Origin of the sequence: Rahnella sp. PAMC25559 (genome assembly GCF_050632365.1) — a bacterium.
In the GTDB taxonomy this organism is placed as follows: domain Bacteria; phylum Pseudomonadota; class Gammaproteobacteria; order Enterobacterales; family Enterobacteriaceae; genus Rahnella; species Rahnella rivi.
Genome location: NZ_CP192543.1, coordinates 4,281,932 through 4,294,272, shown reverse-complemented (window position 1 = coordinate 4,294,272; position 12,341 = coordinate 4,281,932). Strand labels below are relative to the sequence as shown.

Here is a 12,341-nt window from a genome sequence, read left to right as displayed (position 1 = left end):
CATTGAAGATAAAAACAATCAGGAGTGCTGTTATGAGTTCCGAAGTAACGACCAATGAAGCCATGCACGTTTTCCTTTCCACTCAGCCTGCCGATGCACGCTGGGGCGAAAAAGCCACTTTGAGTACCGATTCAGCGGGCATGACCATTCATTTGAATGGCGGCGACGCGCTGACGGCAATCTCACGTGCAGCGCGCCGCATCGATGGTCAGGGCGTTAAAAACGTTAAGCTGGCCGGTGAAGGCTGGGATCTCGAAAACAGCTGGGCGTTCTGGCAAGGCTTCCGCGGCCCGAAAGGTGCGCGCAACGTTGAGTGGGCTGAATTATCAGAAGAAGACGCCACTACACTGAAACAACGCCTGAAAATCATCGACTGGGTACGTAACACCATCAATACTCCGGCGGAAGAGTTGTCACCTGAGCAACTGGCGACCCGCGCTGTGGATCTGATGTGCGAATTCGGCAACGATAAAGTCAGCTACCGCATTACCAAAGGTGACGATCTGCGTCAGCAGAATTATCAGGGGCTGCACATTGTTGGCCGGGGTTCTGATCGTCCGCCGGTATTGCTGGCACTTGATTACAACCCGAGCGGCGATGCTGAAGAACCGGTTTACGCCTGTCTGGTCGGCAAAGGTATCACCTTTGACACCGGCGGCTACAGCCTCAAGCCAAGCGCTTCCATGGACTCGATGAAAGCCGATATGGGCGGCGCAGCCACTTTGACCGGCGCTCTGGCACTGGCCGCGGCCAATGGCCTGAACAAACGTGTGAAACTGTACCTGTGCTGCGCCGACAACATGGTCAGCGGCAACGCATTGAAACTGGGCGACATTATTCGCTACCGCAACGGCAAAACCGTTGAAGTCATGAACACCGATGCCGAAGGCCGTCTGGTTCTGGCGGATGGGCTTATCGACGCATCTGCTCAGAATCCTGAACTGCTGATTGATGCGGCAACGCTGACCGGCGCTGCGAAAACGGCGCTGGGCAATGATTATCATGCGCTGTTCAGCTTTGACGATGCGCTGGCTGCCGAACTGCTGGAAAGCGCGAAAGCCGAACACGAACCGTTCTGGCGTCTGCCGCTGGAAGAGTTCCATCGCGCACATTTGCCGTCCAATTTTGCTGAACTGAATAATATCGCGGGCCCTTCTCATACCGCGGGTGCAAGCACGGCGGCAGCTTTCCTGTCTCATTTCGTCACTGAATATAAGAAAGGCTGGCTGCACATCGACTGCTCCGCCACTTACCGTAAAAGCGCGGCGGATCAGTGGTCTGCGGGCGCGACCGGCCTGGGTGTGCGGACCGTTGCCAACTTATTGTTAGCAAAAGCCAAATAAATACAGACAGCATGGCAAGAAGCACAACGGGGCGCTTAACGGCGCCCCGTTTCATACCATTACCGGAGTCAAGAATCATGAGTGTCCCACACGATTATCTCCCTGCCGGCGCAGCGGCAACAGACGGTGAAAACGAGCTCGAGCGCCTGCTCCGCCTGTCTGTCACCGCGGCTGCCTGGCGCCCGGCGTTCTATCAAACGCTGCTGGAATCCACAGTTTTTGTGCTGGGTGACGCAGGGCAGGATGACGCTGAAAAGCAGAGCAGTGTGGCGATCACCGCTGGCAGTGAACTGAATATTTTGCACTGGGAAAAGCAGGACGGCAGCTCAATCATTCCTTTCTTTTCCTCTGTAGACGTCCTGGAAAAAGCCAGTGCCGGCGAAAGCCCGGATGAGCAGGCGTTTGTCGCGCTGCCTGCCCGCGTGTTGTTTGAAATGACACAAGGGGAAGAATTATTTCTGAATCCGAAGTCAGAATACGGCAAAGAATTCTACCCAAGCGAAGTGACGCTGCTGCTGAGCAACGGCGGGTTGAATGCGCCTTCAGAACTGGTGCTGGATAAAGAAAGCCAGCTGATGATTGGCCAGCCGGAGGAGTATCCCTCGGCGATGATCGACGCGCTGACCACGCTGTTTACTCAGAAAAAGCCGGTGCGCCGGGCGTTTATGGCCCTTATCCATGACAAAACCGTGGATGATCAACCTAACCTGCTGATCGGTGTAGAAGCTGACGGTGATGAAAAGGAAATCGATGCGCTGATCCGCGAAGCCGGCAATGTGGCTGCCGAAACGTCTCCCGATGACCGTCCGGTTGATTTCTGTATCGTTTGCGAAAAAGAGCGAGGGATCAGCCATTATCTGATTAGCCACACCCAGCCTTTCTATCAGCGCAAATGGGGAAGCTGGTTGCGTAACATCATCCCGTCGTCCGGGCAGGCATAAAACGATAAGGTAAACGGGGCACAAAACTCTTTATTGCCCCTGCTTTGTTTAAGGGAAATGGGGTGTTTGTGCTTGATCGTGAATCAATGCCGCATTTTTTTAATTAAATGTTGTGATTCGGGTAGGCAATTTTAACTTCGCTCCCTATAATCACCGCCATTTTACGGCAGGTATAACATTAAATTAACCGGCCCTACCTATAAAAGTCAGCCAGAGGTTTTTCATGACTATCCAACGTACTTTCTCCATCATCAAGCCAAACTCCGTTGCAAACAATGACATCGGCGCAATCTACGCGCGTTTCGAACGTGCAGGTTTCACCATCATTGCTTCTAAAATGTTGAAACTGACCAAAGAGCAGGCTGAAGGCTTCTACGCTGAGCACAAAGGTCGTCCGTTCTTCGACGGTCTGGTTGAGTTCATGACCTCTGGCCCGATCATGGTTCAGGTTCTGGAAGGCGAAAACGCAGTTCAGCGTAACCGTGACATCATGGGTGCAACTAACCCGGAAAATGCACTGGCCGGTACTCTGCGTGCAGACTTTGCTGACAGCTTCACCGCTAACGCTGTTCACGGTTCTGATGCTGTAGAATCTGCACAACGCGAAATCGCTTACTTCTTCGACGAAAGCGAAATCTGCCCGCGTTAAGATTTTGGGCGAAGCCTGATTGGAAGATGCGCCGCATATTCACAAGAATTTGCCCTGGTCACCTTCCAAACATGGCAACTCTGCCCTAAAATTTGTACAATGTTGCGCCCCGAATGAGCCAGCCTCTTCGGGGCGCAATTTATTGCAGGCCATCTGATTGCCGCTGACAGGCAGCAAAAGGTCAGGCTCTGCACTTCCCTGGCGCCATAACGTGTAACAACGAGGCCATATTTCATTATGTTAGAATCTACAACTCCCGAGCAAAACGTGTCTGAAACCTTCCCAATCTCTGCAGAGGAAGTGAAAACTGTTGCTCCTGCTGCCGCAAAAATTAACCTTCTTGACCTCAACCGCAAACAAATGCGCGAGTTCTTTATCAACATGGGCGAGAAACCGTTCCGTGCTGATCAGGTCATGAAGTGGATGTATCACTATTGCAGCGATGATTTCGAGCAAATGACCGATATCAACAAACCGCTGCGTGACAAACTGGCGCGTGTGGCTGAAATCCGTGCGCCGGAAGTCGCTTCCGAACAACGTTCTACCGATGGCACCATCAAATGGGCGATTCAGGTAGGCGGCCAGCTGGTCGAAACTGTGTATATCCCGGATGGCGATCGTGCGACGCTCTGCGTTTCCTCTCAGGTTGGCTGCGCGCTGGAATGTACCTTCTGTTCTACCGCTCAGCAGGGTTTCAACCGTAACCTGCGTGTGTCCGAAATCATCGGCCAGGTGTGGCGTGCGGCTAAAATCATCGGTGCTGCGAAAGTCACCGGTACCCGTCCTATCACCAACGTAGTGATGATGGGGATGGGCGAACCCTTGCTGAATCTGAATAACGTGGTGCCGGCCATGGAAATCATGCTGGATGACTTCGGTTTTGGTCTGTCTAAACGCCGCGTGACCTTGTCTACGTCCGGTGTGGTTCCTGCGCTGGATAAGCTGGGCGACATGATTGACGTTGCGCTGGCCATTTCCCTGCATGCGCCAAATGACACCATCCGCGACGAGATCGTGCCAATTAACCGCAAGTACAACATCGATACGTTCCTGGCCGCTGTTGAACGCTATATCAGCAAATCCAATGCTAACCAGGGCCGTGTAACCATCGAATACGTGATGCTTGACCACATTAACGACGGTACTGAGCATGCGCATGAGCTGGCTGAGCGTTTGAAAAATACGCCGTGCAAAATCAACCTCATCCCGTGGAACCCGTTCCCTGGCGCGCCGTATGGCCGCAGCTCAAACAGCCGCATCGATCGCTTCTCTAAAGTGCTGATGGAATACGGTTTTACCGTCATCGTGCGTAAAACCCGCGGCGACGATATTGATGCCGCTTGTGGTCAGCTTGCCGGTGATGTGATCGACCGTACCAAGCGTACGTTGAAGAAAAAAATGGCAGCTGAGCAGCAGATTTCTGTTAAAGCCGTTTAGTCGTCAGAAGTGTGTGTAGGTGCGTTCGGGCTGTGCAGATACCATTTCACAGCCCGTTTGTTTATTGTCGGTGGCAGAATAAAGGGAATTAAGCATGACAATGCAAGGCAGTGTGAAGGTGCTGATGGCGGCGGGTTTAGCCGCCTCTTTGCTCGCCGGGTGCTCAAGCTCTCCGAAGGAGACGCAGTCAGCTACCGGTGCCTCACAGACGCGTCTTGAACTGGGAATGGCGTATCTCTCCCAGGGAAATATGGACGCGGCGAAACAGAATTTGCAGAAAGCCGCGGACAGCGCGCCTGACGATTATCGCACTCAGCTGGGCATGGCGCTTTACGAGCAAAAAACCGGCGATCAAAAAGCTGCGCAAAGTCGCTACCAGCAAGCGCTGAAGCTGGCGCCGCAAAATGGGACCGTGTTGAATAATTACGGTGCGTTTTTGTGTAGTTTAGGGCAGTATGTACCGGCACAACAGCAGTTTAGCGCCGCAGCTAATGCGCCTGATTACGGTCAGGTTGCTGACAGTCTCGAAAATGCAGGCTACTGTTTTCTGAAGGCAAATCAGAATGAGGAAGCGCGAGTGTTACTGAGCCGGGCATTAAAAATCGATCCCGATAAAGGCGCACCCTTGCTGACAGAGGCAACCAAAGAATTTGGAGAAGGGAATCGCGCTCAGGCAAAACTTCTACTGGATGTATACCAGCATGTTCTGCCAGCCACGGCTGACAGCATTATGTTACAAATTCGATTCGCTGCGTTAGCGGGCAATCCGGACAGCGTTCAACGCTACGGTAAGCAGCTTGCGCGTAGTTATCCACAATCCCAACAGTACCAGCAGTTCTTAGCTAATGAATACTGAAGCCTCCCAAGAAAATAAAGTTAAACTGACCGCAGGCCAACGCCTGTGTCAGGCACGTGAAGAGTTAGGGCTAAGCCATCAGGCCGTTGCAGAACGCCTGTGTCTGAAAGTCTCAACGATTCGCCAAATCGAAGAAGAAACGACGCCGGGCGATCTCGCTCCGACTTTCCTGCGTGGCTATCTTCGTTCTTACGCCAAACTGGTTCATATCCCGGAAGAAGAACTGTTAGATCTGATCGGTAAGCAAGCCCCCATCAAAGTGCCGAAAGTCGCTTCAATGCAGGGTTTTTCTCTCGGCAAGTCTCGTAAAAAACGCGATGGCTGGCTGATGGGCTTTACCTGGTTGATCGTGTTTGTTGTGATTGGCCTGACCGGTGCATGGTGGTGGCAAAATCATCAGGCGCAGCAGGAAGAAATCGCGACAATGGCCGATCAGTCAACGGCTCAACTGAATCAGGATAACGGCCAGGGGCAAACTATTCCTCTGGGCGGTGGTGACAATGCTAATTCTGCACCGACGACAGAAGACTCCTCTTCTGCGCCTGACGCAGCGGCCGGGGCACCACAGGCACAGAACTCAATTCCGTTGAACACCACGTCAACGCCAACGGATAACAGCGCACCGGCTACCGCCGGAACGCCTGCAGCACAAGCACCTGCTGCAGTATCCACCAGCCAGCCAGCCACGGCTGAGAATGGTCTGCCAACCGGTGATGCACAAACTGCTGCGGCAGGTGCGGATCCACAAGCTGTCGCTTTGACATTCAAAGCTGACTGCTGGTTACAGATCGATGACGCGTCAGGTAAGACCCTGTTCAGCGGCATCAAAAAAGGTGGCGAAACCCTGAGCGTGAAGGGAACTGCACCTTATAAGCTGAAAATCGGTGCACCGGGTGCAGTGGATATTCAATTCCAGGGCAAGCCGGTTGATTTAAGTCGTTTCGTAAAATCAAGCCGTGTTGCGCGCCTGACTATCGCTGCCGAGTAATCGGCAGCTTGTCGGACGATTGCAACGATGGAGAGTGAAGTAATGCATAACCAAGCACCCATTACCCGTCGCAAATCAACCCGGATTTATGTCGGCAAGGTGCCTGTAGGTGACGGAGCACCGATTGCTGTGCAATCGATGACCAACACCCGCACCACAGATGTCGCGGCGACGGTCGCGCAGATCAAATCGCTGGAACGTGTCGGTGTCGATATTGTTCGCGTTTCCGTGCCTACCATGGATGCCGCTGAGGCGTTCAAGCTCATCAAGCAGCAGGTTAATGTCCCGCTGGTCGCTGACATCCATTTTGATTACCGTATCGCGCTCAAAGTAGCCGAATACGGCGTTGATTGCCTGCGTATTAATCCAGGTAACATTGGTAATGAATCCCGCATTCGCTCGGTAGTGGATTGCGCCCGTCATTACAATATTCCTATTCGTATCGGCGTGAATGGCGGCTCTCTGGAGAAAGATATCCAGGAAAAATTCGGCGAACCTACGCCGGAAGCGCTGCTGGAATCGGCGATGCGCCATGTTGATATTCTCGATCGCCTCAACTTTGATCAGTTCAAAGTGAGTGTTAAGGCCTCAGACGTGTTTCTTGCCGTTGAGTCTTATCGTCTGCTGGCGAAGCGTATCGATCAGCCTTTGCATCTTGGCATCACTGAAGCGGGCGGTTTACGCGCCGGTTCCGTGAAATCGGCCATCGGCCTCGGTCTTTTGCTGTCTGAAGGTATCGGCGATACGTTGCGCATCTCGCTGGCTGCCGACCCTGTCGAAGAAGTGAAGGTAGGCTTTGATATTCTGAAGTCACTTCGCATTCGCTCGCGTGGCATCAACTTTATTGCCTGTCCGACCTGCTCGCGTCAGGAATTTGATGTCATCGGCACGGTTAACGCGTTAGAGCAGCGTCTGGAAGATCTGATCACCCCGATGGATGTTTCCATCATTGGTTGTGTGGTGAATGGACCGGGCGAAGCGCTGGTGTCCACGATCGGCGTCACCGGAGGCCATAATAAAAGTGGCTTCTATGAAGACGGCGTACGTCAGAGAGATCGTTTTGACAACGAACAGATGATCGACCAGTTAGAAGCGAAGATCCGTGCTAAAGCGGCGATTATGGATGAGAGTAAACGTATCGTTATCAATCATCTTGAAAAGTAACATCGGTTGCGGGTGTCAGAGTACATCTGCATTATATTGAACCCGACAGGGGTGACGGCGTTGTGCGTTGAACCGCAGGACACAAACCCCCTATAATCGGGTTCATTTTTTATAAAACGATAGAGAACTGACGTGGCAAAGAATATCCAGGCCATTCGCGGCATGAACGACTACCTGCCGGAAGACACTGCGCTGTGGCAGCGTATCGAAGGTACTTTGAAACAGGTACTCAGTGGTTACGGCTACAGCGAAATCCGTATGCCGATTGTAGAGCAGACCCCATTGTTTAAACGCGCGATCGGCGAAGTGACCGATGTCGTGGAAAAAGAAATGTATACCTTTGAGGATCGCAACGGTGAAAGCCTGACGCTGCGCCCTGAAGGCACGGCGGGCTGTGTGCGCGCCGGTATCGAACATGGTCTGCTGTACAATCAGGAACAACGTCTGTGGTACATCGGCCCGATGTTCCGCTACGAGCGCCCGCAAAAAGGCCGCTATCGTCAGTTTAATCAGTTAGGTGTGGAAGTCTTTGGCCTGCAGGGCCCGGACATCGACGCGGAGCTGATCCTGCTGAGTGCGCGCTGGTGGCGTGCGCTGGGCATTTCTGAACACGTGACGCTTGAGCTGAACTCAATCGGTTCACTGGAAGCCCGCGCCAACTATCGCGATGCGCTGGTGGCTTTCCTGGAGCAGCATAAAGACAAGCTGGATGAAGACTGCAAACGTCGCATGTACAGCAACCCGCTGCGCGTTCTGGACTCCAAAAATCAGGATATCCAGGCATTACTGAATGATGCTCCGCAATTGGGTGACTATCTTGATGAAGAATCAAGAGAACACTTTGCAGGTCTGTGTGAACTTTTAGAGCAGTCTGGTATCCCATATACGGTTAATCAGCGACTTGTGCGCGGTCTGGATTATTACAACCGCACCGTGTTCGAATGGGTAACCAGCAGCCTTGGCGCACAAGGTACTGTTTGTGCCGGTGGCCGTTACGACGGGCTGGTTGAACAATTAGGGGGCCGAGCAACCCCTGCTGTCGGTTTTGCGATGGGTCTGGAGCGTCTGGTGTTACTGGTTCAGGCCGTAAACCCGGACTTCAAAGCCCCTGCGACGGTAGATGCTTACGTCATTTCTTCGGGAGCAGGGACGCAAGGTGCAGCCATTAAACTGGCTGAGACACTGCGTGATGCGCTGCCGGAGCTGAAAGTGATGACTAACTACGGTGGCGGAAACTTTAAGAAGCAATTCGCCCGTGCAGATAAATGGGGTGCGCGTGTTGCCCTGGTATTAGGCGAAGATGAAGTCGCTAACCAGCAGGTCGTGATCAAAGACCTGCAGACTGGAACGCAAGAAACGCTGACGCAGAGTGATGTTGCTGTGCGTCTGGCCTCGATGTTGGGTTAAGGAGAAGGACACTGTGGAAGTCTATACCACTGAGAATGAACAGGTTGATGCTGTACGTCGCTTCTTTGCCGAGAACGGTAAAGCGCTGGCCATCGGCGTTGTTCTGGGTATTGTCGCCCTGGGCGGCTGGCGTGTCTGGCAGAGCCATCAGGATTCCGCTTTGACGGAAGCTTCTGCGTCTTTCCAGAAAGCGAATCAGGCGCTGACCAGCAAAAATCCGCAAGGCGTGGCTGAGCTGGAAAAGTTTGGTCAGAGCAATGACAATAACTACGGTGTGTTTGCCGCTCTGCAACTGGCCGATCACTTTGTCGAAATCAAAGATTTCGCGAATGCTGAGAAGCAGCTTCTTCAGGGGCAAAGTCAGGCCAAAGAAGACAATTTACGCTCGCTGGTGAACTTACGTCTGGCACGTGTCCAGATGCAGCAAGGCAAATTTGATGATGCACTCAAAACGTTAGATGGCGTGAAGGGTGAAGGCTGGACAGCAATGCAGCAAGGCATCCGCGGTGATGTTCTGCTCGCAAAAGGCGATGCGAAAGGGGCTCGTGAAGCCTTCAGCAAAGGTCTGGAATCTAAACCCTCTCAAACGCTGCAAACGATGCTGCGTATGAAATTGAACAACTTAGCCAGCTAAGGGGAACCCCGATGCAATTGCGTAAAACACTCTTGGTAGGATGGGTTTCTGTTGCCCTGCTGAGTGGCTGTTCATTGTTTAACAGCGAAGAAGATGTTGTCAAAATGTCCCCGCTGCCAAAAGTTGAAAATCAATTTACTCCGACTCAGGTCTGGAGTAAATCCGTAGGCGACGGCGTAGGCGATTTCTACTCCCACCTGCGTCCGGCCTGGCAGGACAGCACCATTTACGCAGCCGATCGTTTTGGCATCGTGAAAGCACTGGATGCTGACAGCGGTAAAGAAAAGTGGAGTATTAACCTGTCTGAAAAAACAGGTTTCTTCTCCAGCAACCGTTCAGCACAACTGTCCGGCGGTCTGACTGTTTCTGGCGGCCATGTGTATGTCGGCAGTGAAAAAGCGGTTGTTTATGCGCTGAATACCGAAGACGGAACAGTGGCATGGCAGACCAAAGTGGCGGGCGAAGCACTGTCCCGGCCTGTGGTCAGCGATGGCTTAGTGCTGGTACATACCGGCAACGGGATGTTGCAGGGGCTGAGCGAATCTGACGGTACCGTGCAGTGGACTGCTAACCTCGATATGCCAACCCTGTCCCTGCGCGGCGAGTCAGCCCCGGCAGTGGCGTTTGGCGCAGCGATTGTCGGCGGTGATAACGGCCGTGTCAGCGCAGTGCTGATGAAAGAAGGTCAGTTGATCTGGCAGCAACGTATTTCACAAACCACCGGGACGACTGAAATCGATCGTCTGAGTGACGTGGATACTACGCCGGTTATCGTTGATGGCGTTGTTTATGCGCTGGCTTACAACGGTAATCTGGTGGCCATGGATCTGCGTTCAGGTCAGGTCATGTGGAAACGTGATGTGGGTTCCGTCAATGACATCATCGTCGACAGCGGCCGTATCTACATGGTCGATCAGGATGACCGTGTGATGGCGCTTGATACGCAAGGCGGCGTTAGCCTGTGGCGTCAAAGTGATCTGTTGCACCGTAATCTCACCGCGCCAGTGCTGTATAATGGGTATATCGTGGTGGGTGATTCCGAAGGTTACCTGCACTGGATCAATACCACAGACGGTCGTTTCGTTGCTCAGCAGAAAGTCGACAGCGATGGCTTCCTGAGTGCGCCGATTGTGGCAAGTGACAAGCTGGTCGTGCAGGCGAAAGGTGGCGAAGTTTACTCCTTCACCCGCTAATATCGCGCCCGGCGTCTGGCCCTGAGATCGTTTGATCGCGGGCTTAAAAACGGCTCCTGAATTGCTCAGGGGCCGTTTCGTATTCTGAAAACCGTGCAATTTTTCGATCAGATTGCGCTGTAACAAATTGAATTATAGCTGTTTGTCCAGAAGTGAAGGGCTGCAGGCTATTTGCGTTTAGCTATAAATAAAAACACTGAGGCTTCAAAATGATACCTGTCGTTGCGCTTGTTGGGCGCCCGAATGTGGGTAAATCCACTTTATTTAACCGTTTGACCAAGACGCGCGACGCGCTGGTTGCGGATTTCCCGGGGCTAACGCGTGACCGCAAGTATGGTCGTGCTGAGATTGAGGGTAATGAATTCATCATCGTGGATACCGGCGGTATCGACGGTACCGAAGACGGCGTTGAAACCCGTATGGCCGGCCAGTCATTGCTGGCAATCGAAGAAGCGGACATCGTCCTTTTCATGGTCGATGCGCGCGCGGGCCTGATGCCTGCCGATCAGGGCATTGCCCAACATCTTCGCAGCCGTGAAAAATCCACTTTCCTGGTCGCGAACAAAACCGACGGTATTGATCCGGACAGCGCCGTCGGCGATTTCTATTCACTGGGTTTAGGCGAAGTCTACCCGATCGCGGCTTCTCATGGCCGTGGTGTGGCGCAGCTGATTGAACACGTGCTGATCCCGTTTGTCGGTGAAAAGCCGGAAGAAGTCGAACTGACGGAAGAAGAGGCTAACGCCGCTTACTGGGCAGAACAAGAAGCGACCGGTGATGAAATCCCGGAAGACGAAGAAGACGACTTTGATCCGCAGTCCCTGCCAATCAAACTGGCTATTGTCGGGCGTCCTAACGTAGGTAAGTCCACACTGACTAACCGTATTCTGGGGGAAGAGCGTGTCGTGGTTTACGACATGCCGGGGACCACCCGTGACAGTATTTATATCCCGATGGTGCGTGACGAGCGTGAATACGTTCTGATCGATACTGCCGGCGTGCGTAAGCGCGGTAAAGTTACTGAAACCGTTGAGAAATTCTCCGTCATCAAAACCCTGAAAGCGATTGAAGACGCGAACGTCGTGATGCTGGTGATTGATGCCCGCGACGGCATTTCCGATCAGGACCTGTCACTGCTGGGGTTCATCCTCAATAGTGGGCGCTCACTGCTGATTGTGGTGAACAAATGGGATGGCATGAGTGAAGATGCGCGTGCACAGGTGAAAGACCAGCTGGATCTGCGCCTTGGTTTTGTCGACTTCGCCCGAATCCACTTCATCTCGGCCCTGCACGGCAGCGGCGTGGGCAATCTGTTTGAGTCAGTGATCGAAGCCTACACCTGCGCGACCACGCGAGTGAGCACTTCCATGCTGACTCGTATCATGCAGATGGCGGCGGACGATCATCAGCCACCGCTGGTTAATGGCCGTCGTGTGAAGCTGAAATATGCTCACGCCGGGGGGTATAACCCGCCGATCGTGGTTATTCACGGTAACCAGGTGAAAGATCTGGCTGACTCCTACAAACGCTATCTGATGAACTATTTCCGCCGTTCATTGAAAGTGATGGGAACGCCTATCCGCATCCAGTTTAAAGAGGGTGAGAACCCGTATGAAGGCAAGAAAAACACGCTGTCACCACACCAGCAGCGTAAACGTCGACGCCTTCTGCAGCATCTGAAAAACAAATCCTAAACTGATGGGGTGCATGAAAATGTACCCCATTTTTT

11 protein-coding genes are annotated in these 12,341 nt (G+C 53.0%); all 11 read left to right on the top strand.

Annotated features, from left to right (window positions below):
• The first annotated feature begins 32 nt into the window (after positions 1–32).
• The 11 genes from pepB (at position 33) to der (ending at position 12,306) form a co-directional block, all read left to right on the top strand.
• Complete coding sequence (pepB, locus tag ACQZQY_RS20780; protein WP_431296334.1) at positions 33–1,343, top strand: aminopeptidase PepB; 1,311 nt, start codon at positions 33–35, stop codon at positions 1,341–1,343.
• Between the two features lie 77 nt (positions 1,344–1,420).
• Positions 1,421–2,284, top strand: a complete 864-nt coding sequence (sseB, locus tag ACQZQY_RS20775; RefSeq protein ID WP_431296333.1) for an enhanced serine sensitivity protein SseB — start codon at positions 1,421–1,423, stop codon at positions 2,282–2,284.
• A gap of 223 nt (positions 2,285–2,507) precedes the next feature.
• A complete protein-coding gene (ndk, locus tag ACQZQY_RS20770; protein WP_056781291.1) occupies positions 2,508–2,933 on the top strand; it encodes a nucleoside-diphosphate kinase in 426 nt (141 codons plus the stop codon).
• A gap of 237 nt (positions 2,934–3,170) precedes the next feature.
• Positions 3,171–4,370 carry a bifunctional tRNA (adenosine(37)-C2)-methyltransferase TrmG/ribosomal RNA large subunit methyltransferase RlmN gene (locus tag ACQZQY_RS20765; protein ID WP_056781288.1) on the top strand — a complete coding sequence of 400 codons (1,200 nt, stop codon included), beginning with the start codon at positions 3,171–3,173 and terminating at the stop codon, positions 4,368–4,370.
• Between the two features lie 94 nt (positions 4,371–4,464).
• On the top strand, positions 4,465–5,226 hold the full coding sequence (gene pilW / locus ACQZQY_RS20760; protein ID WP_056781284.1) for a type IV pilus biogenesis/stability protein PilW: 762 nt from the start codon (positions 4,465–4,467) through the stop codon (positions 5,224–5,226).
• Positions 5,216–6,214 carry a cytoskeleton protein RodZ gene (gene rodZ / locus ACQZQY_RS20755; protein WP_056781282.1) on the top strand — a complete coding sequence of 333 codons (999 nt, stop codon included), beginning with the start codon at positions 5,216–5,218 and terminating at the stop codon, positions 6,212–6,214. The genes pilW and rodZ overlap by 11 nt, the downstream gene beginning before the upstream one ends.
• Before the next feature lie 42 nt (positions 6,215–6,256).
• Complete coding sequence (ispG, locus tag ACQZQY_RS20750) at positions 6,257–7,378, top strand: flavodoxin-dependent (E)-4-hydroxy-3-methylbut-2-enyl-diphosphate synthase (protein ID WP_056781278.1); 1,122 nt, start codon at positions 6,257–6,259, stop codon at positions 7,376–7,378.
• A gap of 132 nt (positions 7,379–7,510) precedes the next feature.
• The gene (hisS, locus tag ACQZQY_RS20745) at positions 7,511–8,785 is read left to right on the top strand and encodes a histidine--tRNA ligase (protein WP_431296332.1); all 1,275 of its coding nucleotides are present in this window, start codon (positions 7,511–7,513) and stop codon (positions 8,783–8,785) included.
• A gap of 13 nt (positions 8,786–8,798) precedes the next feature.
• Positions 8,799–9,419, top strand: coding sequence for a YfgM family protein (locus tag ACQZQY_RS20740; protein WP_056781272.1), 621 nt, complete (start codon positions 8,799–8,801; stop codon positions 9,417–9,419).
• An 11-nt stretch (positions 9,420–9,430) separates the two neighbouring features.
• Positions 9,431–10,612, top strand: coding sequence for an outer membrane protein assembly factor BamB (bamB, locus tag ACQZQY_RS20735; protein ID WP_431296331.1), 1,182 nt, complete (start codon positions 9,431–9,433; stop codon positions 10,610–10,612).
• A 209-nt stretch (positions 10,613–10,821) separates the two neighbouring features.
• A complete protein-coding gene (gene der, locus ACQZQY_RS20730; RefSeq protein ID WP_122097413.1) occupies positions 10,822–12,306 on the top strand; it encodes a ribosome biogenesis GTPase Der in 1,485 nt (494 codons plus the stop codon).
• The last annotated feature ends 35 nt before the right edge of the window (positions 12,307–12,341 follow it).